The sequence below is a fragment of the Microbacterium sp. ZW T5_56 genome (assembly GCF_044987425.1).
Taxonomy (GTDB): domain Bacteria; phylum Actinomycetota; class Actinomycetes; order Actinomycetales; family Microbacteriaceae; genus Microbacterium.
The window spans coordinates 1-26,899 of sequence record NZ_JBJDRI010000023.1; the positions used below are offsets into that span (position 1 = coordinate 1).

The window sequence follows — 26,899 nt, forward strand, 5'->3', positions numbered from 1 at the left end:
CTTCCCACCCCCCCTCGACGCTCGGAGACACGATGACCGACCTTCGCCTGTTCACCTCGGAATCCGTCACGGAAGGTCATCCCGACAAGATCTGCGATCAGATCTCGGACGCCATCCTCGACGACCTGCTGCGCCAGGACCCGGGAGCGAAGGTCGCTGTGGAGACCATGGTCACCACAGGTCTCGTGCACGTGGCGGGGGAGGTGCGCACCGACTCGTACTCGGACATCACGGGAATCGTGCGCGGAGTGATCACCGACATCGGCTATCGCTCCAGCGACACCGGCTTCGATGGCGATTCGTGCGGCGTGTCGATCTCCGTCGGCGAGCAGTCCAGCGACATCCATGCCGGGGTGAGCACGGCTTTGGAGGCACGTGAGGGCTCGGGTGATGTCCGCGACGAACAGGGCGCGGGCGATCAGGGCATCATGTTCGGCTTCGCCACCAACGAGACGGCGCAGCTGATGCCCGCGGCGTCGTGGATCTCGCACCGCATGGCGGAGCGCCTGGCGGCCGTACGTCACGAAGGCGAACTCATCCCGTGGCTGCGCCCGGATGGCAAGACCCAGGTCACCCTCGGCTACGAGGGCTTCACGCCCAAGACCGTGGAGGCGGTCGTGCTCTCCACCCAGCACGGCCCCGAGATCTCGCAGGAGGCGCTCCGCGACCTCGTCAAGCAGCACGTGATCGACCCCGTGCTCGCCGACTCCGGCCTCGACATCTCCGACTACCAGCTCTACTTCAACCCGGCGGGTCCGTTCGTCATCGGCGGCCCGAAGGGTGACGCCGGCCTCACCGGTCGCAAGATCATCGTCGACACCTACGGTGGAGCGTCCCGCCACGGCGGCGGCGCCTTCAGCGGCAAGGACCCGTCGAAGGTCGACCGCTCGGCGGCGTACGCGATGCGCTGGGTGGCCAAGAACGCGGTGGCCGCGGGTCTCGCCGAGCGGCTTGAAGTACAGGTGGCCTACGCGATCGGCAAGGCGGCTCCGGTGGGCCTGTATGTCGAGACGTTCGGCACCGGCGCGGTGGCGGACGATGTGATCACGCGCGCGATCTCGCAGACGTTCGATCTGCGTCCCGCCGCCATCATCGAGGAGCTCGACCTGCTGCGTCCGATCTACCGCCGCACGGCCGCATATGGTCACTTCGGTCGCGAGCTGCCCGCCTTCACGTGGGAGCGTACCGACCGCGTGGACGGCCTGCGTCGCGCCGCAGGCCTCTGAGCGCAGCAGAGATGACCCGGAGCGCTCCGCGCCCGATCGCCCGGGTGCTGATCGATTCGCCGCTTCCCCAGTTGGATCGGCTGTTCGACTATGTCGTTCCGCCGGAGCTGGAGCTGTCCGCGCGGCCCGGCGTCCGTGTGCGAGTGCCGCTGCGCTCCGTGGGTCGGGTGGTCGACGGCTTCATCGTGGAACGGGCTGTGGAAGAGGCGGCCGAGCGCGCGCTGTCAGATCTCGAAGAGGTCGTCTCGGACGCCGTGGTGATGCCGGCGCGGTTGTACACGCTGGCAAGACGCGTGGCCGATCGCGCCGCGGGCTCTGTGAGCGACATCCTGCGGCTCGCGATTCCGAAGCGTCAGGTGCGCGTCGAGAAGGCCTGGCTCGCGCGGCCTGCGCAAGAGGCGGAGACCGCGGCGGAGGCGGAGACCGCGGAGGAGGCGGAGACCGCGGCGGAGGCGGCGACCGCGGCGGAAGAGACAGAGATCCCGGGGGATTCCTCCGGCGTTGCACGCGCTCGCGCGACAGCGACTCTGGCGGCCTTCCCGGGCCTTGCGGAAGCACTGGCTGAGCGCCAGCGGATCGTCGTCGATGCTCCGGCGCGTCCGGAGACGGTGGCGGACGGACAGTCCGTCTCCGCCGGGATGGTGCTGCTGGCCGCTTCGGCGGCCGAGGTGCTCGCCGCCGGGAGCAGCAGCATCCTCGTCGTTCCCGACTACCGCGATCAAGATGCGCTCGAGCTGGCGCTGGCGGAGTTCGTGCCCGCGGAGCTCGTGGTCCGTGTGGATGCTCGCCAGACGGGGCCGGAGCGTTACCGCGCGTTCCTGCGCACCCTGGACGATGCGCCCTGCATCGTGATCGGCAATCGCTCGGCCGTGTACGCGCCGGTTCACGCCGGCCTCGTCGCGATCTGGGATGACGGCGACGCTCTGCTGGATGAGCCGCTAGCTCCCTACGTGCACGCTCGAGACGCCGCGCTGGTGCGGCAGGAGCTCTTCGGCCATGCGCTGCTCTTCATCGGGCACACCCGATCCGCGGATACCGAACGGCTCGTCGGCCTGGGGTACCTGCGCGATATCGCCGCAGCACGCCGATATGCGCCGCGGGTGATCCTGTCCTCCACGACCCAGGGGGAGCGTCCCGGCACCCGCGTGCCGTCAGCCGCCTTTCGTGCTGCCCGCGACGCTCTGGAACACGGACCCGTGCTCGTGCAGGTCGCCCGCCCCGGATACGCGCCGGTGCTCGTGTGCGCAGACTGCCGAACGGCCGCGCGATGCACACACTGCTCCGGTCCGCTGTTCGCCGCGTCCCGCGGCGCCGCGCCCGTCTGTCGCTGGTGCGGTCGCACCGCGCACGGGTGGCGCTGCGGCAACTGCGACTCGGACCGTGTGCGTCTTGCCTCGTCCGGATCTGAGCGCACCGCCGACGACCTGGGTCGTGCCTTTGCCGACACGCGCGTGATCATCGCCGACGGGGATCATCCCGTGGAGCGAGTGGATTCCCGCCCGGCGCTGGTCGTGGCGACGCGGGGCGCCGAGCCACGCGCCGACGGCGGGTACGCCGCCGTGCTGCTGCTGGATGGCGATCGCATGCTGATGGCCGACGACCTGCGCATCACGGAGTCATGTCTGCGCTGGTGGTCCAACGCCGCCGCGCTCGCTGCACCCGGGGCTCCCGTCCACCTTGTCGGGGTGACAGGTGGCGTCGCACGGGCTCTCGCCACGTGGACGCAGTCGGCATTTGCACGGTCGGAGATCGCTGAGCGCGTGCCGCTGCACATGCCGCCCGCATCCCGAGTGGCCGTGATCGAAGGTGACCCCGCCGCCGTGGATGAAGCCCTGCGCGTCCTCCGCGATGATGTGCCCACGCTGGCTCCCGATGCCGTGGTCGGTCCCGTCCGTGCCGATGAAGACGATACGCCGCGCTCGCGCGCGCTGCTGCGTTTCGAGTACGGTGTCGGAACCGCCGTGGCCGCGTCGCTGCGCGGCAGCGTGGTCAGCGCGGCGCTTCGCGGCCGACGCGGTCGGAACCGCGCCATCCGTGCCACCACTCTCCGAGTGCGACTCGACGTCGCCGATCCCCAACTGTGAGGAGCGCCATGCGCATCGTCTTCGCCGGAACGCCTGAGGCGGCCGTGCCCGCCCTTCGTGCTCTGGCCGCATCCGAGCATGAGGTGGTGCTCGTCGTCACGCGTCCCGATGCACTGCTCGGCCGAAAGCGCGTCCTCACGCCGTCACCCGTGGCTGCGGCGGCGGACGACCTGGGACTTCCGGTGCTGAAAGCCGCCCGTCTGGACGCGGATGCCACGGCGGCCATCCTGGCGACGGGTGCCGATCTCGGCGTCATCGTCGCGTACGGCGCTCTGGTGCGCGAGCCGCTGCTGACGGGGCTCGGGGCCGGATGGGTGAACCTGCACTTCTCGCTGCTGCCGAAGTGGCGTGGCGCCGCGCCGGTGCAGCGCGCGCTGATGGCGGGTGAGACCGAGCTGGGCTGGGCGGTCTTCCAGCTCGTCACCGAGCTCGACGCGGGAGCCGTGTATCGCCAGGAGCCGTACACACCCGAGCCCGAGGCTACGGCGGCAGACGTGCTGCGCTCGCTCGCCGAGATCGGTGCGCACGCGCTACCGGAGATCGTCGCCGCGATCGGGGAGGGGGCATCGCCTGTCGCCCAGGAGGGCGATGCGACCTACGCACACAAGCTGACCCTGTCCGACGGCCTGTTGGATCCGACTGAGGGAGCGGACGCGGTCTTCGCGCGGTACCGCGGCGTCACCCCCGAGCCTGGAGCCCACGTCCGCGTGGACGGCGTGACTCTCAAGCTTCCTCGGCTGGCGCTCGTGGAGGCGGACATCGACCTGCCCGCCGGGGCGATCCGAATGGACGCGAAACGGGTGCTTCTGGGTACCGCGGATTGGCCCGTGCAACTGGTGCGTGTGCAGCCCGCAGGCAAGCAGGACATGGCGGCGGGGGACTGGTGGCGCGGTCTGCGCCTCGATGAACTCCGCGTCGATCCGATTCCCGTGGCGACCGACTCTCAGACCGAAGGAACCGCGCAATGACACGCATCTCACCCGCTCGACTCGTCGCATACGACGTCCTTCGCGCCGTCTCCGGCTCCGACGCGTATGCGAACCTGCTCCTGCCCACCGCGATCTCGCGGGCCGGGCTGTCCGGATCGGACGCGGGCCTTGCCACCGAGCTGACGTACGGCACCCTGCGCCGCCAGGGCACCTATGACGCGGTGATCGAGATGGCCGCTGACCGCTCGGCCGACCAGATCAAGCCGGAGGTGCTCGATGCGCTCCGCCTGGCCGTGCACCAGCTCTTCGCCACCCGCGTCGCGACGCATGCGGCCGTGAACGAGTCGGTGGAGCTCGCTCGCTCAGCCGGCGGACCCAAGGCCGCCGGGTTCGCCAACGCCGTCCTGCGGCGCATCTCCGCCGATGACGCCGACGCCTGGATCGCGCGGCTGGAGGATCAGTCGCGAAGCGACGACGAGCGCCTCTCCGTCACGAGCTCTCATCCGGTGTGGATTCTTCGCGCGATGCGTCGTGCGTTGAAGGCGGAGGGTCGTGAAGGCGAGCTTCCCGACCTGCTGGCGGCCGACAACGACTCTCCCTCCGTCACACTTTCCGCACTGCCGGGTCTCGCAGAGATTCCGGCGGATGCCGAATCGACGCCCTATTCGCCGATCGGATTCCGTCACGCGGGCGGAGCGCCCGATCCCGTGGTGCGCGGTTCCGGAGGACGACTGCGCGTCCAGGACGAGGGGTCGCAGCTGGTCGCGCTGGCGCTGGCGGGCCTCGACGTGTCCGGCGCAGGGGAGCGCTGGCTGGATCTCTGTGCCGGTCCCGGGGGAAAGACGGCGCTGCTTGCGGCGCGGGCGCTCGAGCTCGGCGCGTCGCTGGACGCGAACGAGATCTCCCCGGCGCGTGCGGGCCTCGTCCGCCAGGCGATCGCGGGCGTTCCGCTCGATGTGGTCGTGCATGAGGAAGACGGGCGACGCTACGCCGCCGCACACGCCGAGGCCTACGACCGGATTCTCGTGGATGCGCCGTGCACGGGCCTGGGTGCTCTGCGGCGCCGTCCGGAGGCGCGCTGGCGCAAGTCGCCCGCGGACGTGGGGGATCTCGTCCCGCTGCAGACCGAGTTGCTGGACGGCGCTCTTCGCGCCCTGAAGCCGGGCGGTGTGGTCGCCTATGTCACGTGCTCGCCGCACCTCGCGGAGACCGCCGGTGTCGTCGCCGACGTGCAGCGGACATGGGGTGACGCTGTCGAGGAGCTGGACGCCCGCGCCGCGCTGCAGCAGGTTTCGAACGCTCCGCTGGATCTGCCCGCACCCGCCGACGGCTCCGGTCATGCGCAGCTGTGGCCGCACCGTCACGGCACGGACGGCATGTTCCTGGCGCTGCTGCGGCGTCGCGCATGAGCGCTGGACATAATGGGACGGTGACCGACACGCGCATCAACCCCAGCATCCTGGCCGCTGACTTCGTCAACATGCAGGCGGAGCTCGCGCGCATCGCGACCGCGGACTTCGTGCACGTCGACGTCATGGACAACCATTTCGTCCCCAATCTCACCTTCGGCACCCAGATGGTGGAGCGCATTCAGGCGACGAGCCCTGTGCCGCTGGACGTGCATCTCATGATCAGTGACGCCGATCGGTGGGCTCCCGCGTACGCCGAGCTGGGTGCCGCGAGCGTCACATTCCATCTGGAGGCGGCCGGTGCGCCTGTCACCCTCGCACGACGGCTGCGCGACATCGGCTCACGCGCCGGCGTGGCGGTCAAGCCGACCACACCGGTCGAGCCGCTGTTCGACGTGCTCGACGAGTTCGACCAGATCCTGGTGATGACGGTCGATCCGGGTTTCGGCGGCCAGGCGTTCATGGCCGATCAGATGGCGAAACTGGCGAGACTCGCCGACGAGGCGCGCCGCCGCGGATCGCAGGTCTGGCTTCAGGTGGACGGCGGGATCTCCGCGTCCACGATCGAACAAGCCGCCGCCGCGGGTGCCGACACGTTCGTGGCGGGCTCCGCGGTGTTCGGTGCGGATGACCCGGCGGGGGCCATCGCCGCGCTCCGCACCGCCGCGGGGCGTCACACGCACTCCCGCACCCGGTAGCCTGGGAGGGTGAAGAGTTTCGACGACCTGTTCGGTGAACTGACCGCGAAGGCCGAGGCGGGGGAGCCCGGTTCGCGCACGGTGGAGCTTCTGAACGGCGGCGTCCATACCATCGGCAAGAAGATCGTCGAGGAAGCAGCGGAGGCCTGGATGGCCGCCGAATATGAATCCGACGATGACACCGCGCTCGAGATCTCGCAGCTGCTGTACCACGCGCAGGTCCTGATGATCGCCAAGGGGCTCACCCTGGCCGATGTCTACCGCCACCTCTGAACCTCCCCATCTGAAAGCGATTCATGCTTCGCATCGCCGTGCCCAATAAGGGCGCACTGTCCGAGACCGCATCCGCCATGCTCGCCGAGGCCGGCTACGCCGGTCGTCGCGACCCCAAGATCCTCCACCTCATCGACCCCGATAACGAGGTCGAGTTCTTCTTCCTGCGTCCGCGCGATATCGCCACCTACGTCGGATCGGGTGCGCTCGATGTCGGCATCACAGGTCGCGACCTGCTGCTGGATTCCGGCAGTGAGGCGACCGAGATCCAGGAGCTCGGCTTCGCGCGCTCCACTTTCCGCTTCGCCGCACGTCCCGGCCGCTTCACCACGCTGGAGGACCTGAACGGTGTGCGCATCGCCAGCGCCTATGCCGGCCTCGTGCGCTCCTACCTCGCGGAGAAGGGCATCGACGTCACGGTCGTCCCGCTGGACGGCGCTGTCGAATCTGCCGTCGAACTCGGCGTTGCCGATGCGATCGCGGACGTCGTCGAGACCGGAACCACACTGCGAGCCGCGGGCCTGGAGATCTTCGGTCCGGTCATGCTGGAATCCGAGGCGGTCCTCATCTCCTCGGCCGCCGGCGCCGAAGGCGTGGACACGCTGCTGCGGCGCCTGCGCGGCGTGATGATCGCGCGCCGGTACGTGCTGGTCGACTACGATCTGCCCGCCAACCTGGTTGACGAGGCCGTGGCGATCGCACCCGGACGCGAATCCCCGACGATCTCCCCGCTGCAGGATCCCGCCTGGGTGGCCGTGCGCGTCATGGTGCCGCGAAAGGGCATGAACCTCGTGATGGACAAGCTCTACGCGATCGGCGCTCGCGCCATCCTGGTGAGCGCGATCGAGGCGGCGCGACTCTGATGACCGTCACCACACGCGTCATTCCGTGTCTGGACGTCGCTGACGGCAAGGTCGTCAAGGGCGTCAACTTCGAGAATCTCCGCGAGATGGGCGACCCGGTCGAGCTGGCCGCACGCTACTTCGAGCAGGGCGCCGACGAGATCACGTTCCTCGATGTGACGGCGACCGTCGACGAGCGGGCCACCACGTACGACGTGGTGCGCCGCACCGCCGAGCAGGTCTTCATTCCTCTCACGGTCGGCGGCGGCATCCGATCCGCGGAGGACGTGGCTCGTCTGCAGGGAGTGGGTGCCGACAAGATCGGTGTGAATTCCGCGGCGATCGCGCGTCCCGAGTTGCTGAGCGAGATCGCCGACCGTTTCGGTTCGCAGGTGCTGGTCCTGTCACTCGATGTGAAGCGCTCCGCCGCCACCGCGTCAGGTTTCGTCGTCACCACCCACGGCGGCCGCACAGAGACGACGCTGGACGCGCTCGCCTGGGCGCGCGAGGCCATCGAACGCGGTGCGGGCGAGCTGCTCGTCAACTCCATCGATGCTGACGGCACCCGTGAGGGCTTCGACCTCGAGCTGGTTCGCCTGATGCGTGAGCTGTCCTCCGTGCCGGTGATCGCGTCCGGCGGCGCCGGTGCCGTGGAGCACTTCGCGCCCGCCGTGCACGCCGGTGCGGACGCTCTTCTGGCGGCCAGCGTCTTCCACACGGGCGCGATGACCGTCGGCGACGTCAAGGACGCCCTGCGCTCCGAGGGAGTGCTGGTTCGATGAGTGAGCTGTATCCCCAGGTCGCCTTCAACGCGGACGGCCTGGTGCCGGTCATCGTGCAGCAGTACGACTCCCGCGAGGTGCTGATGCTGGCCTGGATGAATGAGACCTCGCTGCAGCTCACGCTGAGCGAGGGTCGCGCCGTCTACTGGTCGCGGTCGCGCAAGGAGCTGTGGCGCAAGGGCGACACTTCCGGGCACACCCAGGCCGTGCACGCCGTGTCCTACGACTGCGACGGCGACACGCTGCTCATGCTCGTCGACCAGACCGGTGCGGCCTGTCACACCGGCTCGCGCACCTGCTTCGACGACCGCTTCCTGCCGCTGACGGCCGGGGCATCGTCGTGATCGAGCGCGCGCGCTCGACCTCTGTACTCGCCATCGTTCTCGGCGGTGCCCTCGGTCTGATCGCCGCCACCCAGACGTGGCTGAACGTGATCGTCGACGATGGCGCGAACCAGGCGCTGGAGGTGACCGGTTCTGCGGCGCTTCCGCTACTGACTCCGCTCAGCCTCGCCGCGATGGCGCTCGGTGTGGTGCTCTCGCTGGCCGGGCGCGTGCTTCGATACGTGTTCGGCGTGATCGCGGTGGTCATCGGAGCAGCACTGCTCGTGCAGACCATTCCGGTCCTCACCGGGGTGCCGCTGTCCGCGGTCGCTCCGGCCATCACGAAGGCGACCGGCATCTCCGGCGACGATGCGGTCTCCGCCCTCGTCGGCTCCGTGTCGCTCACGACCTGGCCCATCGTGGCGATCGTTGCGTGGATCCTGCTCGTCGTGGCAGGCGGATTCGTGCTTCTCACCGCGTCGCGCTGGCGGACGGGAACGTCGCGGTACCGCACCGGAGTCGCGCAGCATCACGGTGACGGACCGCTGGACGCGGTCGACAGCTGGGATGAGCTGAGCCGCGGCGACGACCCCACGTCCTGATTCGCCGCCCCGCTGCGGATTCCTGTTCGCCGGAGCGGAATCGATAGACTGAACCGACCACTCGTTTTCCTGGAGGAGATTTCCATGAGCAACCCCATCGCTGACCCCGGCCACGGACACTCGCCCGCGGCGTGGACCGCAGTGGTGATCATGCTCCTGGCCTTCACCTTGGGAACCATCTTCTTCGCGATGGCCATGCCCGTCGGCGTGTGGGCATCGGCGGGTCTTCTGGTGATCGGACTGATCGTCGGCTGGGCGATGGCCAAGGCCGGTTACGGCGTGAAGGGCCCGAAGTACGTCGCGAAGCAGCACTGATGGTGCTCGCCGACCTGACGGCCGGCTCCGTGGCGGACGCCCGCACGCGTGAGCTGGTCCGCCCGCTCGACCGGGTGCGTCAGGACGCCGCAGACCGTGCGCCGGCCCTCGATGTGCTGACGGTCCTCGCTCCCGCCGACCGGGTGAAGATCATCGCCGAAGTGAAGCGTGCTTCACCGTCGCGCGGACACCTCGCCGAGATCCCCGATCCCGCGCACCAGGCCGCGCTCTACGAGCAGGGTGGCGCGTCCACGATCAGCGTGCTGACCGAGGAACGGAAGTTCCGCGGCAGCCTGGCCGACCTCGAGGCGGTGCGCACACGCGTCACCCTTCCCGTGCTGCGCAAGGACTTCATCGCCACCGACTACCAGGTGTATGAGGCTCGCGCCGCAGGTGCCGACCTCGTGCTGCTGATCGTGGCGGCCCTGGACGACGAGACGCTGCGCCACCTGTACGAGCTGATCCTCTCCCTCGGCATGACGCCGCTGGTGGAGACGCACTCGGCCGAGGAGGTGGAGCGCGCTCTCGCCCTCGGTGCGAAGCTCGTCGGAGTCAACGCGCGCAATCTGTCGACCTTCGAACTTGATCGCGATCTGTTCGGCTCGCTGGTGCATATGTTCCCGGCCGACGTCATCAAGATCGCCGAATCCGCCGTTCTCTCTCCGGAGGACGTGCGCCACTACCGTTCCGCGGGCGCCGACGTGGTGCTCATCGGAGAGGCGCTCGTCACCGGTGACCCGGTGGCGACCCTCACTCAGTACCTTCAAGCCGGCTCGTTCACCGCGTCGGCAGATGGGAGCCAGACGCCGTGAGTCTGCGCGATCAGCACGGTCCGTTCTTCGGAGACTTCGGGGGTCGGTTCATGCCGGAATCCCTGATCGCCGCAATCGATGAGCTCACCGCTGTGTGGGAGTCCGCGATGACGGATGAGACCTTCTGGGCCCAATACCGCGAGTTGCTGACCAACTACGCGGGTCGTCCGTCGCCGATCACCGAGGTGCCGCGTTTCGCGGAGCACGCCGGCGGCGCGCGGATCTTCCTCAAGCGTGAGGACCTCAACCACACCGGATCCCACAAGATCAACAACGTCATCGGCCAGGCGCTGCTCACGCAGCGACTCGGCAAGACGCGCGTGATCGCGGAGACGGGTGCCGGCCAGCACGGTGTCGCGACGGCGACAGCGGCCGCCCTGTTCGGGTTCGACTGCACCATCTACATGGGCGAGGTCGACACCGAGCGCCAGGCGCTGAACGTCGCACGCATGCGCCTGCTGGGAGCCGAGGTCATTCCGGTGACGACCGGATCGCGCACCCTCAAGGACGCGATCAACGAGGCATACCGTGACTGGGTCGCCAGCGTCGAGAACACGAACTACATCTTCGGCACGGCAGCGGGTCCGCACCCGTTCCCCGCACTCGTCCGTGATTTCCAGAAGGTGATCTCCGAGGAGGCCCGCGACCAGCTGCTCACGCAGGTGGGACGACTTCCCGACGCCGTAGTTGCTGCGGTCGGCGGCGGCTCCAACGCGATCGGCATGTTCGACGCGTTCCTTGATGACGAGTCGGTCAAGCTCTACGGTGTCGAGGCAGCCGGTGACGGCGTCGACACGGACAAGCACGCCGCGTCCATCGAGCGCGGCCGTCCCGGCGTCCTTCACGGCGCCCGCACCTTCGTGCTGCAGGACGAGGACGGACAGACGGTGGAGTCCCACTCCATCTCCGCAGGACTCGACTACCCCGGCGTCGGCCCGGAGCACTCGTGGCTGGCATCCATCGGACGTGCCGAGTACATTCCGGCGACCGATGACGAGGCCATGCAGGCGCTGCGCCTGCTCAGCCGCACCGAGGGCATCATCCCCGCCATCGAGTCCGCGCACGCTCTTGCCGGAGCCATCCGGCTCGGCAAGGAGATGGGGCCTGACGCACTGATCGCGGTGTGCCTGTCCGGGCGCGGCGACAAGGACATGGATACGGCGGCGCGGTACTTCGGGCTGTATGACGACGCTGCGGGGGAGCAGGAATGAGCCGCGTCGAAGACGCCATCGCACGTGCCGAGGCCGAGGGGCGCGGTGCGCTCATCGGCTACCTCCCGGTCGGCTTCCCCGATATCGAGACGAGCGTTGAAGCTGCGGTCGCCCTCGCCGAGAACGGCGCGGACATCCTCGAGCTCGGTCCGCCGTACTCGGACCCCGTCATGGACGGCATCGTCATCCAGGAAGCCACCCAGCAGGTGCTGGCGGCCGGCTTCCGGCTGCGGCAGCTGTTCCCGATCATTCGGGCCATCGCCGACCGCGTCGACGTTCCGATCCTCGTGATGACGTACTGGAATCCCGTGCTGCAGTACGGCGTCGACCGGTACGCCGACGATCTGCTGGCCGCCGGTGGTGCCGGTCTCATCACCCCCGACATCACGCCGGAGGCTGCGGGCGAGTGGATTGCCGCGTCGGAGCGCACCGGCCTGGACCGCGTCTTCCTGGCGGCTCCCACCAGCACCGACGAGCGACTTCGGATGGTCATCGAGAAGTCCACCGGCTTCGTCTACACGGTCTCCACGATGGGAACCACGGGGGAGCGCGCCTCGCTGGACTCGGCCGCTCGCACGCTGGTCGCGCGACTGCGTGAGCAGGGCGCTCGTCGCGCCTGTGTCGGCATCGGAATCTCCAACGCGGATCACGTTGCCGGGGTGCTGGAATACGCCGACGGCGCGATCGTGGGCACGGCACTGGTGCGGGCGCTTCGTGACGGCGGAGTCGACGGTCTTGCCGCGGAAGCGCGCGCGCTTTCTGCCGGAACCCACCGCTGACTGACGGGCGAGCACTCTCGGGCATCGTAGAATCGTAACCATGCTGCTTTCCGCCCTGGCCCTGCCCGCGAGCATTCCGAGCCCGGAGATCAATGGCATCCCCACCCCCTGGGGTGTGCCGATCAAGTTCTACGCGTTGTTCATCATCCTGGGCATCATCATCGCGACGTTCGCGGCCAACCGCACGCTGACCAAGCGCGGCGCGGAGCCGTGGGTCATCGTGGACGTGCTGCTGATCACCGTCCCGATCTCGATCATCTTCGCGCGGTTCTTCCACGTCTTCACCCACTTCGGGTTCTACTTCACCGCCGATCGCGAGTGGTGGAACCCGTTCGTGAGAGACGCGATCTGGAACATCTGGGACGGCGGCATCGCCATCTACGGCGCGCTCATCGGCGGCGCCATCGGCGCGTGGCTCGGCTGCAAGTGGACCGGACTGCGGTTCTGGACCTTCGCGGATGCGATCGCGCCGTGGATGCTGCTCGCGCAGGCCATCGGCCGCCTCGGCAACTACTTCAACCACGAGCTGTTCGGTCTTCCCACTGACCTGCCGTGGGGCCTGGAGATCCCGCGTCCGAACTCGGCGATTCCGGTCGGCCTGAGCGAGGACACGCTGTTTCACCCCACATTCTTGTACGAGATCATCTGGAACGTCATCGGCGTCGTGGTTCTGCTCGTGCTGCGCAAGAAGATCGCCATGCAGTGGGGTCGCCTGTTCGCGGTCTACCTGATCTGGTACTCGGCTGGGCGTGTCGTCTGGGAGTCGATCCGCATTGATCCGAGCGACATCATCCTCGGTCTGCGCACGAACGTGTGGTCGGCCATCGTGGGCATCGTGATCGGTCTGATCATCCTGATCGTCCAGTCGCGTCACAAGGGACAGGAACCCTCGCCGTACGCTGTCGGCCGTGGTCCGCAGAATGCTGTAGGCTCGTCCGCAGCCACCCCGGAATACGTCGACGTGAGCGAGCCACCCGCCCAGTCCACTGACGATTCCGAAGCCGCCACGAGCGGAACGCCCGCCGCAACCACGCAGGTTGCCGGCGCCTAATACCCTCCTCGCGGGCCGACGTCGTCCCACGAACCCCTTGAGAGAAACCGGGGACGACGCCATGTCATCGACCCTTCCTGCCGGCCTAGCCGGCTTCCCAGCCCAGCAGGGCCTGTACAACCCGCGCTTCGAGAAGGACGCCTGTGGCCTCGCCATGGTCGCGACCCTTCGCGGCGAGGCGGGCCACGACATCGTGAGCCTCGCTCTGGAGGCGCTGCGCAACCTCGAGCACCGTGGTGCCATCGGTTCCGACGCGGGAACCGGTGACGGCGCGGGCATCCTCACGCAGATGCCGGACGAGTTCTTCCGTGCTGTCGTCGACTTCGAGCTGCCCGCTGTGGGCGAGTACGTCGCCGGTGCCGCGTTCCTGCCACTGGAGGAGGAGCCGCGCCTGGCTCAGAAGTCCGCCATCGAGGACATCGCCCGTTCCGAGGGGCTCGAGGTGTTGGGCTGGCGTGTCGTTCCGACGGCTCCCGAGAACCTCGGCAAGCTCGCCTTCAACGCTCGCCCGCAGGTGGAGCAGCTGTTCCTGTCGCGCCCGGCCATCGGTGGCGCTCCGGCCATGAGCAGCCTGGGACTCGACCGTCTCGCCTACCGTCTTCGCACACGCGCCCGCACCGAGCAGGGCGCGTATTTTGTTTCCCTCAGCTCACGGACCATCGGCTACAAGGGCATGGTCACCACGCTGCAGCTCGAGCCGTTCTACCCGGATCTGCAGGACGAGCGCTTCGCGTCGAAGCTGGCCGTGGTGCACTCCCGTTACTCGACGAACACGTTCCCGTCGTGGCCGCTCGCGCAGCCGCTGCGCATGCTCGCCCACAATGGCGAGATCAACACGGTGGGCGGTAACCGCAACTGGATGCGCGCTCGTCAGTCCCAGCTCGAGTCCGAGCTGCTGGGCGACATGACGCCTCTGCTTCCGGTGTGCACCGACGGCGTGAGCGACTCGGCCTCCTTCGACGAGGTGCTCGAGCTGCTCACCCTGACGGGTCGGAGCCTCCCGCATGCCATCATGATGATGGTCCCGGAGGCGTACGAGAAGCAGTCCGACATCGACCCGAAGCTCCGCGCCTTCTACGAGTACCACGCCATGCAGATGGAGCCGTGGGACGGACCGGCCGCGCTGCTGTTCACCGATGGCACGCAGGTCGGGGCGACGCTGGACCGCAACGGCCTTCGCCCCGGACGGTGGACGGAGACGCGCGACGGCCTGGTCGTGATCGGCTCGGAGACGGGCGTACTGGAGTTCGAGCCGGAGCGCATCAAGCGTCGCGGCCGCCTCCAGCCCGGACGCATGTTCCTCGTCGACACCGAGCAGCGTCGCATCATCAGCGACGACGAGGTCAAGACGGAGCTTGCCAACCTGGAGCCGTGGGAGGAGTGGCTGACCGGTGCCGTGCGCCTGGCCGACCTGCCCGACCGCGAGCACATCGTCCACCCCGTTGCCTCGATCACCCGTCGTCAGCGCACCTTCGGCTACACCGAGGAAGAGGTCACCAAGATCCTCGCCCCGATGGGTCGCACCGGCGCGGAGCCGCTGGGCGCGATGGGATCGGACACCCCGATCGCGGTGCTGAGTGACCGCCCGCGCCCGCTGTTCGACTACTTCACGCAGCAGTTCGCCCAGGTCACCAACCCGCCGCTGGACTCGATTCGCGAGTCGGTGGTGACAAGCCTGCGCATCGGCATCGGTCCGGAGCGGAACCTCCTCTCCTGGGGCCCGGAGCACGCGCAGAGCGTGACGCTCGACTTCCCGGTGATCGACAACGACGAGCTGGCCAAGATCCAGCACATCGCCAAGGCGCTGCCGGGTCGCTCGTCCGCGACCATTCGCGGTCTCTACCACTTCGATGCCGGTCCCGGCACGCTCGCGAAGCGCATCGAGGATATCTACAACGAGGTCGATGCGGCGATCGCGTCGGGAGCCGAGTTTCTGATCCTGTCCGACCGTGACAGCGACAAGGACCTCGTGCCGATCCCGTCGCTGCTGCTCACCAGCGCCGTTCACCACCACCTGATCCGTCGCGAGACGCGCATGCGTGTCGGGCTGATCGTGGAGGCCGGCGACGTTCGCGAGGTCCACCACGTCGCGACCCTCATCGGCTACGGCGCGTCTGCCGTCAACCCGTACCTGGCGATGGAGACCGTGGAGCACCTGGTGCGCACCGGCTTCATCGACGGCGTGACCGAGCACGAGGCGGTTCACAACCTGATTCACGCGCTCGGCAAGGGCGTGCTGAAGATCATGTCGAAGATGGGCATCTCCACCGTCCGCTCCTACGCCGGCGCTCAGGTGTTCGAGGCGATCGGCCTGTCGCAGCAGTTGATCGACGCGTACTTCGTCGGTACCGAATCCAAGCTCGGTGGTGTCGACATCGCCGTGATCGAGGCCGAAAACCAGCAGCGCCACGACTTCGCGTATCCCAAGGACGAAGCAGCGCGCGTGCACGAGCGGCTGTGGACCGGTGGCGAGTACCAGTGGCGCCGCAGCGGCCCGCCCCACCTGTTCAACCCGGACACGGTTTTCCGTCTGCAGCACTCCACGCGTACTCGTCGCTACGACATCTTCCGTGAGTACACGAAGGCGGTCGACGACCAGGCCGCCGAGCTGAAGACGTTGCGTGGCATGTTCGGCCTGCGCTTCGGCGCCCGCACTCCCGTCCCGCTGTCCGAGGTGGAGCCGGTCTCCTCGATCGTGAAGCGATTCTCGACCGGAGCGATGAGCTACGGGTCGATCTCCCGCGAGGCCCACGAGACGCTGGCCATCGCCATGAACAGCATCGGTGGCAAGTCCAACACCGGTGAGGGTGGCGAGGACGTCGAGCGACTGCTCGACCCGAAGCGTCGCAGCGCCATCAAGCAGGTCGCGAGCGGCCGCTTCGGCGTGACGAGCCTCTACCTGACCGAGGCAGACGACATCCAGATCAAGCTGGCGCAGGGCGCCAAGCCCGGCGAGGGTGGACAGCTGCCGCCCGAGAAGGTCTACCCGTGGGTGGCCCGCACGCGTGGCGGCACCCCCGGCGTGGGTCTGATCTCCCCGCCGCCGCACCACGACATCTACTCGATCGAAGACCTCAAGCAGCTGATCTTCGACCTGAAGCGGGCAAACCCGTCGGCGCGGATCCACACCAAGCTGGTGTCGCAGTCCGGCATCGGCGCGGTGGCGGCCGGTGTGGCCAAGGCGCTGTCGGACGTGGTCCTGGTGTCCGGGCACGACGGCGGCACGGGTGCCAGCCCGGTGAACTCGCTGAAGCACGCGGGAACGCCGTGGGAGCTCGGTCTTGCGGAGACGCAGCAGACCCTCATGATCAACGACATGCGCGACCGTGTGGTCGTCCAGGTCGACGGTCAGCTGAAGACCGGGCGCGACGTCATCATCGGCATGCTGCTCGGCGCCGAGGAGTTCGGCTTCGCCACGGCACCGCTGGTGGTCAGCGGCTGCATCATGATGCGCGTGTGCCACCTGGACACCTGCCCCGTCGGCGTCGCCACCCAGAACCCGGTGCTGCGCGAGCGCTTCACCGGCAAGGCCGAGTACGTCGTCAACTTCATGGAGTTCATCGCCGAAGAGGTGCGCGAGTACCTCGCCAAACTCGGCTTCCGCTCCATCGATGAGGCGGTCGGGCACGCCGAGCTCCTCGACGTGGAGAACGCCGTTCGCCACTGGAAGACGCAGGGCCTCAACCTCACGCCGATCCTGACCGGACCGGAGCTGCCCGCGGACGCACCGCGCAAGCACGGCCGCGAGCAGAACCACGAGCTGGAAAAGCACTTCGACGTCGAGCTCATCAACCGCTCGCGTTCCGTGATCGCGGACGGCGGGACGATCACGATCGATCTGCCGATCCGCAACACGGAGCGTGCGGTCGGAACGATGCTCGGACACCAGGTGACGAAGGCGCGCGGACAGTATGGTCTGCCGGCGGATTCGATCACGGTGAACCTGCAGGGTTCGGCCGGCCAGTCGCTGGGCGCATTCCTCCCGTCGGGCATCACGCTCAACCTCTCCGGCGACGCCAACGACTATGTCGGCAAGGGGCTGTCGGGCGGCATCGTCACGGTGCAGCCGCCGGCGGCGGTGCGCTTCGATGCCTCCCGCAACGTCATTGCGGGCAACGTCATCGGCTACGGCGCGACGTCTGGCGAGCTCTACCTCCGCGGCGTCGTGGGGGAGCGGTTCCTGGTTCGCAACTCCGGCGCGACCGCTGTCGTCGAGAGCGTGGGCGACCACGCCCTGGAGTACATGACCGGCGGTCTCGCCGTGATCCTCGGCACCACCGGACGCAACTTCGGCGCAGGCATGAGCGGTGGCACGGCTTATGTGTATCGCCTGCGTCGCGAGCTGGTGAACCAGGACGCCCTGCGCAGCGGTGAGCTGCGCGTCGAGTCGCTGGGTGCCGCGGACGAGGAGATCCTCCGCGACCTGCTCACCCAGCACGTCGAGCGGACCGGGTCCACCCGCGCCGCCTCGCTGCTGGCCAACTTCCACGACGAGGCGCCGCAGTTCGCCCGCGTGCTGCCGCGCGACTACGCGGCCGTTCTCAAGACCCGCCAGGACGCGGAGGCCGCGGGGCTCGACCCCGACGGCGACGTCGTCTGGCACCAGATTCTGGAGGTGACCCGTGGCTGACCCCCAGGGATTCCTGAAGACCACGCAGCGCGAGCTGCCCAGCCGTCGCCCGGTCCCGGTGCGCATCATGGACTGGCGTGAGGTGTACGAGCCCGGTGACACCGCGGTCGTGCGTCGTCAGGCCGGTCGGTGCATGGATTGCGGCGTGCCGTTCTGTCACCAGGGCTGCCCGCTCGGCAACCTCATCCCGGAGTGGAACGACCTGACCTGGCGTGGCGAGGGCCGTGCGGCGATCGATCGCCTGCACGCCACGAACAACTTCCCGGAGTTCACCGGTCGGCTGTGCCCGGCTCCCTGCGAGAGCGCGTGCGTGCTGGGAATCAACCAGCCTGCCGTGACGATCAAGTCCATCGAGCAGACCATCATCGACGAAGCGTTCGGCAACGGCTGGGTGCAGCCGCAGCCGCCGGGGCGCATCACGGGCAAGACCGTGGCCGTCGTGGGTTCCGGCCCCGCGGGTCTCGCCGCCGCGCAGCAGCTGACACGTGCCGGCCACACCGTGGCCGTGTTCGAGCGCGACGATCGCATCGGCGGACTTCTGCGCTACGGCATCCCGGACTTCAAGATGGAGAAGCACCACCTCGAGACGCGCCTGCGCCAGATGCAGGACGAGGGCACGCGCTTCCGTGCCGGCGTCGAGATCGGTCGTGACATCACGTGGTCGGACCTGCAGGACCGCTACGACGCGATCGTGGTCGCGACCGGCTCCACGGTGCCGCGTGACCTGTCGATCCCGGGCCGCGACCTCGCGGGCGTTCACTTCGCCATGGACTACCTCGTGCAGTCCAACAAGGCGGTCGCTGGTGACACGGTGGCGAACCAGATCAGTGCTGAGGGCAAGCATGTCGTGGTGATCGGCGGTGGCGACACCGGTGCCGACTGCATCGGCACCGCGCACCGTCAGGGTGCGCTGAGCGTCACGAACCTCGCGATCGGCCGCCAGCCCGGTGCAGAGCGTCCGGACCACCAGCCGTGGCCGATGGATCCCACGGTCTTTGAGATCTCCTCCGCGCACGAAGAGGGTGGCGAGCGGGTCTTCCTCGCCTCCACCGTCGAGTTCCTGTCGAACGATGCGGGAGAGGTGCGCGCGCTGCGTGTCGCCGAGACCGAATTCGTCGACGGCCGTCGCGTGCCCAAGAATGGAACCGAGCGGGAGATCCCCGCCGACCTCGTGCTGATCGCGATGGGCTTCACCGGGCCCGAGCGGTCCGGCATCGACGCGCAGCTGAACGCGGTCTTCACGGAGCGAGGCGCTCTCGCCCGTGAGGATGACTACAGCACCACGACACCCGGGGTGTTCGTGGCTGGCGACGCCGGTCGGGGTCAGTCCCTGATCGTCTGGGCCATCGCTGAAGGACGCGCCGCGGCAGCAGCCGTGGACGCGTACCTGATGGGAACGTCCACGCTCGCCGCGCCCGTTCGGGCCCACGAGGTCGCCATCGGCCTGCCATCCGCGTAGGCTGGCACGGGCCCTCGGCCCGAAAAACCCCCACCCAGACAACCGGAGCACATACGGATGAGACGCGCGAAAATCGTCGCAACCCTGGGACCTGCAACATCCACCTATGAGAGTGTCCGCGCCATTATTGACGCGGGCGTTGACGTCGCCCGGCTGAACCTCAGCCACGGTGACTACTCGGTGCACGACGCGAACTACGCGAACGTGCGCCGGGCGTCCGACGACGCTGGTCGCGCCGTCGCCATCCTGGTGGACCTGCAGGGTCCGAAGATCCGCCTCGCGAAGTTCGCAGACGGACCCCATTACCTCGAAGTCGGGGACATCTTCAAGATCACGACCGAAGACGTTCCCGGCACCAAGGAGATCGTCGGCACCACGTTCAAGGGCCTGCCCCAGGACGTCAAGGCGGGCGATCATCTGCTGATCGATGACGGCAAGGTCCGTGTGGAGGTTGTGGAGTCCGACGGGACGACCGTGACCACCCGTGTGCTCGTTGCCGGCAACGTATCCAACAACAAGGGCATCAACCTTCCCGGCGTGGCTGTGAACGTCCCCGCGCTCAGCGAGAAGGACGAGCAGGACCTGCGTTGGGCTCTGAAGACGGGCGCGGACCTCATCGCGCTGTCGTTCGTGCGCAACGCCGCCGACATCGAGCGCGTGCACGAGATCATGCGCGAGGAGGGCAAGTTCCTGCCCACCATCGCGAAGATCGAGAAGCCGCAGGCTGTTGACGCGCTCGAAGAGATCGTCGATGCCTTCGACGGCATCATGGTCGCCCGTGGTGACCTCGGTGTCGAGCTTCCGCTCGAGGCCGTGCCGATCGTGCAGAAGCGCGCCGTTGAGCTGGCTCGCCGCATGGCGAAGCCGGTCATCGTGGCGACGCAGATGCTCGAGTCCATGATCTCCAGCCCCGTTCCGACGCGTGCCGAGACCTCCGACGTCGCCAACGCCGTTCTCGACGGTGCCGACGCGGTCATGCTCTCGGGCGAGACCAGCGTGGGCGACTACCCGGTGATCGTGGTCCAGACGATGGCTCGCATCATCGAGTCGACCGAGGATCACGGCCTGGAGCGCATCGCGCCGATCGGCACGAAGCCCCGCACCCAGGGCGGTGCCATCACCTTGGCTGCCGCCGAGGTGGCGGACTTCGTGGAGGCCAAGTTCCTCTGCGTGTTCACGCAGTCGGGCGACTCGGCTCGTCGGATGTCGCGCCTGCGCTCGAAGATCCCGATGCTGGCGTACACGCCGGACCCGGCGATCCGTCGCCGTCTGTCGCTGACGTGGGGCATCCGCACCACGCTGGTCGACTTCGTGTCGCACACCGACGCGATGTTCGCTCAGGTGGACGAGCACCTGCTGTCTTCCGGTCTCGCTGAGCCCGGCGACAAGGTCGTGGTGATCTCCGGTTCCCCTCCCGGAATCGTGGGCTCCACCAACGACCTGCGCGTGCACAAGGTCGGTGACGCCGTCCACGGTGCCGCCCCCGCCTACGAGGCGTAAGAAGCCCCGCACGACAAACGAATGGCCGGTTCCTCTGGGACCGGCCATTCGCGTTGTGTCAGAGCTTCGTGTCTGCATCCGTCACCCCACGGGAGAGGTGTTGGGGTGCGTGCGACGGGGTTAGAGGAACAGCAGGACAGCGAAGAGGGCGAACAGCGCGGCGTGGACCGCGCCGTGCGTAGCCGTCACGCGCTTGCCAAGGAACGTCACCGCGGTGGTCACGATCGTGGCGGCCACCAGCACCAGCATGATCGGCGACTCCGCCAGGATCACGGACTGGCCGGTCACGAGGCCGATCACGAGCACCGAGGGAATCGTCAGCCCGACGGTGGAGACGAAGGCCCCGAGGCAGAGGTTCACGACACGCTGGATCTCGCCGGCACGGGCGGCGCGCACCGCCGTGATGGTCTCAGGAGTGAAGACGATCAGTGCGATCACAACTCCCGCCAGCGCTGTCGGTGCGCCGACGGCGCTGAAGCCGATGTCGAGCAGCGTCGCCAGATGGTGGGACAGCAGCACGATGGGCACCATCGTCGCGACCAGCAGCGCGGTGCGCACACTGAGCTCACGCCCGTGCTCGCGCACCGTCTCGCCCAGCGACGCAGGCTGAGACGCCCCGGTCACGCCGACTTCGCGGTAGTCGTCCGCCTGCGCACCGGTCTGGCGCCACAGGAAGAAGCCGTAGAGCAGGATCGTGATCACGCTGACCGCGATGGCGGCGGCGGCCGGGTACGAGCCGCCCGGCAGCGCGGCCGGGATGATCAGGGCGGTAGCCGAGAGCACGGCGATCATTGCGACGTACACGCCCGACCCCGTGCGGTTCGGGCGCATCGCCCCGTGCCGTAGCCCACCCACGAGCAGACACACGCCCACCACGAGGTTCAGGATGATCATCATCACCGCAGTGACGGAGTCGCGCGCGATGGTCGCGTGCTCACCGGGGCCCAGCATCACGGCGGAGATCAGGATGACCTCGATCAGCACGATGCTGAGGGTGAGTACCAGCGTTCCGTAAGGGTCGCCGAGTCGGTGCGCCAGCGATTCGGCCTCATGCACAACGCCGAAGGCAGCGACAAGGATCACGGCGACGATGACGCCGAGTACGAGCCAGACGACCGGCAACGGCAGTTCGTGGGGGAGGAACGCGGTGGCGACCACCGCGGCCCACGGGAGCGCGAGCCGGAGGAGGGCTGCGGGGGAGAGGATCCGACGGATCTGCGAGACGGTCACGAATGTTCCGTGCTTCCGCGAGGTCGTCCTCGCACATCGTGCTCGACCGGGTCGTCCCGATCGCGATCTGGTGGGTTCACCATACCGCGGCATCATTGACATCGCCTGTGCAGAGCGAGAGCATGCACCATGGGCAACATCGTGACGGACATCGTGATCTGGGCAATTGTCGTGATCGCACTCATCGGCCTCGTCACCCTCGTGGTGCTGCGGTGGCGCGCTCGACCGCTGAAGGGCGACGCCGTTGATCCGCGATCCGATGCGGATCGTCCTGACCAGCGCGGCCGGCCGGGTGCCGAGTACCGCCCGATCGCCGACGCGAAGGCGAGCGGCGGGGGCGGTCTCGGAATCTGACTCAGTCGCCCAGCAGGTGATCCTGCTGGGTGAAGAGGGCCAGCTCGTGCTCTGCGGCCCGAATGAACGCCCGTTCCGCGCGCTCACGCTCAGTCGGACCGACGGCGGCGCAGGCGGCTCGCGCGTACGCCACGCCACGCCACGGCGCGGCGCGTGGCGGTGGCGGTGGCGAAGCCGGGATCCGCGTATGTCGACAGCCACGAGTCGTCGGGGCTGCGCATGGTTGTGGGCCGCGAGCCGATCGCCCAGCTCGTGCGCACCCCGTGTCGCCTGCCAGCCCAGCGTGCGTCGTGAGCGATGCGCGAAGCGGGGGAGTCGTGCGGTAATGTCGAGTGGTCCTCGACGCACTTGCCGGTGTGGCGGAATGGCAGACGCGGAGCACTCAAAATGCTTTGTCCGAAAGGGCGTGTGGGTTCGAGTCCCACCACCGGCACTCACGATTGAACGCAAGGCCCCTGGTGCACGGACCTGACCGCCCACATTCTGCTCGCGGGCCGCCTTCGAGCTGCGCGCCTGGCTCATCGTTGCGTGGCTGTCCGGGTGAATCACGGATGTATGCCATAGAATCGGCTGGTGACCGATCAGGACCAGACCGAAATTCCGGCCGCTCCCGCACCTCGCCGTGTGGTTGTTGCGGAAGACGAATCGCTCATCCGTCTCGACATCGTCGAGATTCTGCGCGACAACGGATTCGATGTCGTCGGTGAGGCCGGCGACGGTGAGACCGCCGTCGCCCTCGCGACCGAGCTGCGTCCGGATCTGGTGATCATGGACGTGAAGATGCCGCAGATGGATGGCATCACCGCCGCCGAGAAGCTGAGCAAGAACCACGTCGCCCCCGTGGTGCTGCTGACGGCGTTCAGCCAGAAGGAGCTCGTCGAGCGCGCCAGCGAGGCGGGTGCCCTCGCTTACGTCGTGAAGCCGTTCACGCCCAACGACCTGCTGCCCGCCATCGAGATCGCCCTGGCGCGCTACGAGCAGATCATCACGCTCGAGGCCGAGGTCGCCGACATGGTCGAGCGCTTCGAGACTCGCAAGCTCGTGGACCGCGCGAAGGGCCTGCTGAACGAGAAGATGGGCCTCTCCGAGCCCGAGGCGTTCCGCTGGATCCAGAAGGCGTCGATGGATCGTCGTCTCACCATGCAGGACGTGGCCAAGGCCATCATCGACCAGCTCGCGCCCAAGAAGGGCTGACCCCGACATCACGAAGGCCGCCCCCTCGGGGCGGCCTTCGTCGTCTTCGGTATCAGCGCGCGTCGCGCAGCATGTTGGTGATACGCAGGGTGGAGTTGCGTCGACCCCGATCGTCCGTGATGGCGATCTCGTGCACCGCGAGGGAACGACTGACGTGCACCGGCGTGCACACGCCCGTGACGAACCCCTCCGTGATGGATGCGGTGTGTGTGGCGTTGATGTCGATGCCGACGGCATAGCGGCCCGGTCCTGCCAGCAGGGTCGCATGCATCGAACCGAGCGATTCGCCCAGCACCACGTACGCACCGCCGTGCATCAACCCGAGCGGCTGCGTGTTGCCCAGCACCGGCATCGTGGCCACGACACGCTCGGCGGTGAACTCGACGAGCTCGATACCCATCTTCTCGGCGAGGGCTCCGAGACCCCGCCCGCGCGCCCATTCCAGGGGGCTGTTCTCGATCTCCGCGGCGCCTTCGCTCATGCTCTCCTCGCTCCATGTCGGTACCCCTCATTAGGCTGGAGGGGTGACGGACTCCGCAAAGCCTACCCTCCTGGTCGTCGACGGCCACTCGCTCGCTTTCCGCGCGTTCTTCGCGCTGCCAGTCGAGAACTTCACCACGAAAGACGGGCAGCACACCAACGCCGTCTACGGCTTCCTCTCCATGCTGGTGAACCTCATCAAGGCCGAGCAGCCGAGCCACATGGCCGTTGCGTTCGACCTGTCACGGCAATCGTTCCGCACGCGGGAGTATGCGGAGTACAAGGGCACCAGAGCGGAGACGCCGAAGGAGTTCTCGGGTCAGATCCCGCTCATCCAGGAAGCGCTGGATGCGATGGGCATCACGGTGATCACCAAGGAGGACTTCGAGGCCGATGACATCCTCGCGACTCTCTCGGTGCAGGGCCGCGAGCAGGGCTACGAGGTTCTCGTGGTCTCCGGCGACCGTGACTCCATCCAGCTCGTGAACGACGACGTCACGCTGCTGTACCCCTCCGTCCAGGGCGTGTCGCAGCTCAAGCGCTACGACCCGGTCACGGTAGTGGAGCGCTACGGCGTGCCACCCGAGCAGTATCCCGACATCGCCGCGCTGGTCGGTGAGACCAGCGACAACCTGCCGGGTGTGCCGAAGGTGGGCGAGAAGACGGCGGTCAAGTGGCTCACACAGTTCGGTTCGCTGGACGCGCTGCTGGAACGGGCGGATGAGATCACGGGCGTCGTCGGCGGCAACCTGCGCGATCACCTGGATGATGTCCGCCGCAATCGCAGGCTGAACCGCCTTGTCACGGATGTCGAGCTGCCCGTGGGCCCCGGAGATCTCGTGGTTCGCCCGCTCGACGGTCCGGCCGTGCGTGATGTGTTCGGCCGGCTCGAGTTTCGAACGCTCCTTCCGCGCGTCTTCGAAGCCGCCGGCGGAGACGCGGGTGATGTCGAGACCCACACCGCGGTCGACGTTCCCGCAGCTCGCGAAGTCAGTGTGGCCGAGGCCGTTGCCTGGGTTCGTGCTCGGGAAGACGCGCCGGTCGCGCTCACGATCACGGTGAACGGTTTGGCGCCGCTGCGGGTGGGCGTCGCAGATGCCAGTGAGTCCGTCGAGTTCGACTGGACGGACGATACCGATCTGGCCGCGTGGCTCGCCTCACCCGCGGAGAAGGTGCTGCACGATGCGAAGCCGCAGCTGAAGGCCGTTCGAGCCCTCGGCGGAGATGTCGCCGGCATCGTGTTCGACACCAATCTCGCCGGGTGGCTGGTGCGTCCGAGCTATCCCGACAAGTCGCTCGCGGATCTGGTGGAGCGCTACCTGGGGGAGAAGCTGCCGGAGGCAGACCCGCGCCAGCTCGTGCCGGAGACGGAGGGGGCCACCCCGGGACAGCTGTCCTGGTTCACCCTGCGCACCGCAGAGGCCATCCGCGAGCAGATGCCGGAGGGCATCGTCACAGTGCTCCAGGACATCGAGCTGCCCACTCTCGCCGCGCTGGCGGACATGGAGCTCTCCGGCGTCCAGGTCTCCCACGACAAGCTCTCCACGTTCTCGTCCGAGCTCGCGTCGCGGGCGGATGTGATCGCGCAGGATGCGTATGCCGCCATCGGGCGCGAGGTGAACCTCGGCTCGCCGAAGCAGCTGCAGGAGGTGCTGTTCGAGGAGCTCGAGCTGCCGAAGACCCGCAAGACGAAGACCGGCTATTCGACCGATGCCGCCTCGCTCGCCGACCTGCAGGAGAAGGCACCGCATCCGTTCCTCGAACTGCTGTCGCAGCACCGCGAGGCGACGAAGCTGCGACAGATCATCGAGTCGCTGGACGTGGCGATCAAGCCCGATCACCGCGTGCACACCACCTACGTCCAGACCGGGAGCCAGACGGGTCGGCTCTCGAGCACGGATCCCAACCTGCAGAACATCCCGGTGCGCACGGAGGAGAGTCGTCGCATCCGCGCCGCGTTCGAGGTGGGTACCGAGTACGAGACGCTCCTGACGGCGGACTACTCGCAGATCGAGATGCGCATCATGGCGCACCTGTCGGCTGATCCGGGGCTCATCGAGGCCTTCAACACTGGCGAGGACCTGCACCGTTACGTGGGCGCCCATGTCTTCGGTGTCGAGCCGGCCGATGTGACGAGCGCCATGCGCTCCAAGGTCAAGGCGATGTCGTACGGCCTGGTCTACGGTCTCTCGGCGTTCGGCCTGTCGAAGCAGCTTCGTATCGAGCAGTCGGAGGCGAAGCAGCTCATGCTGGACTACTTCGCTCGCTTCGGCGCGGTGCGCGACTACCTGCGCGAGTCGGTCGGCAAGGCGAAGGTCGATGGCTACACGGAGACGATCTTCGGTCGCCGGCGTCCGTTCCCCGACCTGTCGAGCCCTAATCGTGTGCTGCGCGAGAACGCAGAACGTGCAGCGTTGAATGCCCCGATCCAGGGCAGTGCGGCCGACATCATGAAGATCGCGCTGTTCCACATTCATCAGGACCTGCGTGCAGCGGATCTGCGTTCGCGCGTGCTCCTGCAGATCCACGACGAACTCGTGGTCGAGGTCGCTGCCGGCGAGTGGGACGCCACGGAGGCCATCGTCCGCGCGCGGATGGGAGATGCAGCGGAGCTGTCCGTGCCCCTTGATGTGCAGGTGGGCCGCGGCGCCAACTGGGACGAGGCCGCGCATTGAACTCGTCGCGTCGGGCTGAGCTGGTTGCGGTGGGTTGTGCC

24 protein-coding genes and 1 tRNA gene are annotated in these 26,899 nt (G+C 67.9%); 22 read left to right on the forward strand and 3 right to left on the reverse strand.

Features of this window, described 5'->3' with window-relative positions; genetic code table 11:
• Positions 1–32 precede the first annotated feature (32 nt).
• From metK to pyk, 18 genes are all read left to right on the forward strand, one after another.
• Positions 33–1,226, forward strand: a complete 1,194-nt coding sequence (metK, locus tag ACI3KU_RS11975; protein WP_404922527.1) for a methionine adenosyltransferase — start codon at positions 33–35, stop codon at positions 1,224–1,226.
• Positions 1,227–1,237: 11 nt separating this feature from the next.
• Entirely contained in the window at positions 1,238–3,310 is a 2,073-nt protein-coding gene (locus tag ACI3KU_RS11980) for a primosomal protein N' (protein ID WP_404922528.1), read from the forward strand.
• 8 nt (positions 3,311–3,318) lie between these two features.
• Positions 3,319–4,278 carry a methionyl-tRNA formyltransferase gene (locus tag ACI3KU_RS11985; RefSeq protein WP_404922529.1) on the forward strand — a complete coding sequence of 320 codons (960 nt, stop codon included), beginning with the start codon at positions 3,319–3,321 and terminating at the stop codon, positions 4,276–4,278.
• Positions 4,275–5,648, forward strand: a complete 1,374-nt coding sequence (locus ACI3KU_RS11990; RefSeq protein WP_404922530.1) for an RsmB/NOP family class I SAM-dependent RNA methyltransferase — start codon at positions 4,275–4,277, stop codon at positions 5,646–5,648. Before ACI3KU_RS11985 ends, ACI3KU_RS11990 begins: the two co-directional genes overlap by 4 nt.
• On the forward strand, positions 5,645–6,346 hold the full coding sequence (gene rpe / locus ACI3KU_RS11995; protein ID WP_404922531.1) for a ribulose-phosphate 3-epimerase: 702 nt from the start codon (positions 5,645–5,647) through the stop codon (positions 6,344–6,346). Before ACI3KU_RS11990 ends, rpe begins: the two co-directional genes overlap by 4 nt.
• Before the next feature lie 9 nt (positions 6,347–6,355).
• Positions 6,356–6,619: a phosphoribosyl-ATP diphosphatase gene (locus ACI3KU_RS12000; protein WP_404922532.1), complete on the forward strand. Its 264-nt coding sequence runs from the start codon at positions 6,356–6,358 to the stop codon at positions 6,617–6,619.
• Between the two features lie 23 nt (positions 6,620–6,642).
• Positions 6,643–7,482, forward strand: a complete 840-nt coding sequence (hisG, locus tag ACI3KU_RS12005; protein WP_404922533.1) for an ATP phosphoribosyltransferase — start codon at positions 6,643–6,645, stop codon at positions 7,480–7,482.
• Positions 7,482–8,243, forward strand: a complete 762-nt coding sequence (hisF, locus tag ACI3KU_RS12010; RefSeq protein ID WP_404922534.1) for an imidazole glycerol phosphate synthase subunit HisF — start codon at positions 7,482–7,484, stop codon at positions 8,241–8,243. The genes hisG and hisF overlap by 1 nt, the downstream gene beginning before the upstream one ends.
• On the forward strand, positions 8,240–8,587 hold the full coding sequence (gene hisI, locus ACI3KU_RS12015; protein ID WP_404922535.1) for a phosphoribosyl-AMP cyclohydrolase: 348 nt from the start codon (positions 8,240–8,242) through the stop codon (positions 8,585–8,587). The genes hisF and hisI overlap by 4 nt, the downstream gene beginning before the upstream one ends.
• A complete protein-coding gene (locus ACI3KU_RS12020) occupies positions 8,584–9,168 on the forward strand; it encodes a Trp biosynthesis-associated membrane protein (RefSeq protein WP_404922536.1) in 585 nt (194 codons plus the stop codon). The genes hisI and ACI3KU_RS12020 overlap by 4 nt, the downstream gene beginning before the upstream one ends.
• Before the next feature lie 84 nt (positions 9,169–9,252).
• Positions 9,253–9,483 carry a DUF6704 family protein gene (locus tag ACI3KU_RS12025; protein ID WP_404922537.1) on the forward strand — a complete coding sequence of 77 codons (231 nt, stop codon included), beginning with the start codon at positions 9,253–9,255 and terminating at the stop codon, positions 9,481–9,483.
• 2 nt (positions 9,484–9,485) lie between these two features.
• Entirely contained in the window at positions 9,486–10,295 is an 810-nt protein-coding gene (trpC, locus tag ACI3KU_RS12030; protein ID WP_404922593.1) for an indole-3-glycerol phosphate synthase TrpC, read from the forward strand.
• Complete coding sequence (trpB, locus tag ACI3KU_RS12035) at positions 10,292–11,506, forward strand: tryptophan synthase subunit beta (protein WP_404922538.1); 1,215 nt, start codon at positions 10,292–10,294, stop codon at positions 11,504–11,506. The genes trpC and trpB overlap by 4 nt, the downstream gene beginning before the upstream one ends.
• Positions 11,503–12,285 (forward strand): tryptophan synthase subunit alpha, encoded by a 783-nt coding sequence (gene trpA / locus ACI3KU_RS12040; RefSeq protein ID WP_404922539.1) that lies wholly within the window; start codon positions 11,503–11,505, stop codon positions 12,283–12,285. Before trpB ends, trpA begins: the two co-directional genes overlap by 4 nt.
• Positions 12,286–12,325: 40 nt before the next feature.
• On the forward strand, positions 12,326–13,336 hold the full coding sequence (gene lgt / locus ACI3KU_RS12045) for a prolipoprotein diacylglyceryl transferase (protein ID WP_404922540.1): 1,011 nt from the start codon (positions 12,326–12,328) through the stop codon (positions 13,334–13,336).
• A gap of 61 nt (positions 13,337–13,397) precedes the next feature.
• Positions 13,398–17,966 (forward strand): glutamate synthase large subunit, encoded by a 4,569-nt coding sequence (gene gltB / locus ACI3KU_RS12050; protein WP_404922541.1) that lies wholly within the window; start codon positions 13,398–13,400, stop codon positions 17,964–17,966.
• Positions 17,959–19,425 (forward strand): glutamate synthase subunit beta, encoded by a 1,467-nt coding sequence (locus ACI3KU_RS12055; protein ID WP_404922542.1) that lies wholly within the window; start codon positions 17,959–17,961, stop codon positions 19,423–19,425. The genes gltB and ACI3KU_RS12055 overlap by 8 nt, the downstream gene beginning before the upstream one ends.
• Before the next feature lie 57 nt (positions 19,426–19,482).
• A complete protein-coding gene (gene pyk, locus ACI3KU_RS12060) occupies positions 19,483–20,925 on the forward strand; it encodes a pyruvate kinase (protein ID WP_404922543.1) in 1,443 nt (480 codons plus the stop codon).
• Between the two features lie 120 nt (positions 20,926–21,045).
• Here pyk and ACI3KU_RS12065 read toward each other — a convergent pair whose 3' ends face one another.
• A complete protein-coding gene (locus ACI3KU_RS12065) occupies positions 21,046–22,155 on the reverse strand; it encodes a calcium:proton antiporter (protein ID WP_404922544.1) in 1,110 nt (369 codons plus the stop codon).
• Positions 22,156–22,284: 129 nt separating this feature from the next.
• Between ACI3KU_RS12065 and ACI3KU_RS12070 the strand changes: the two genes are divergently transcribed.
• Entirely contained in the window at positions 22,285–22,509 is a 225-nt protein-coding gene (locus ACI3KU_RS12070; RefSeq protein WP_404922545.1) for a hypothetical protein, read from the forward strand.
• 1 nt (position 22,510) lies between these two features.
• Here the strand turns inward: ACI3KU_RS12070 and ACI3KU_RS12075 are convergent, their stop codons facing one another.
• Entirely contained in the window at positions 22,511–22,642 is a 132-nt protein-coding gene (locus tag ACI3KU_RS12075; protein ID WP_404922546.1) for a hypothetical protein, read from the reverse strand.
• A 217-nt stretch (positions 22,643–22,859) separates the two neighbouring features.
• On the opposite strand from ACI3KU_RS12075, the gene ACI3KU_RS12080 reads away from it, so the two are divergent.
• Together ACI3KU_RS12080 and ACI3KU_RS12085 are read left to right on the forward strand one after the other, a co-directional pair.
• Positions 22,860–22,942, forward strand: a tRNA-Leu gene (locus ACI3KU_RS12080).
• Positions 22,943–23,082: 140 nt separating this feature from the next.
• Entirely contained in the window at positions 23,083–23,703 is a 621-nt protein-coding gene (locus ACI3KU_RS12085) for an ANTAR domain-containing response regulator (RefSeq protein ID WP_231090173.1), read from the forward strand.
• A gap of 52 nt (positions 23,704–23,755) precedes the next feature.
• Here ACI3KU_RS12085 and ACI3KU_RS12090 read toward each other — a convergent pair whose 3' ends face one another.
• A complete protein-coding gene (locus ACI3KU_RS12090; protein WP_404922547.1) occupies positions 23,756–24,184 on the reverse strand; it encodes a hotdog fold thioesterase in 429 nt (142 codons plus the stop codon).
• A gap of 43 nt (positions 24,185–24,227) precedes the next feature.
• Here ACI3KU_RS12090 and polA point away from each other — a divergent pair, with 43 nt between their 5' ends.
• Positions 24,228–26,858 carry a DNA polymerase I gene (polA, locus tag ACI3KU_RS12095; RefSeq protein WP_404922548.1) on the forward strand — a complete coding sequence of 877 codons (2,631 nt, stop codon included), beginning with the start codon at positions 24,228–24,230 and terminating at the stop codon, positions 26,856–26,858.
• Positions 26,859–26,899: the final 41 nt, after the last annotated feature.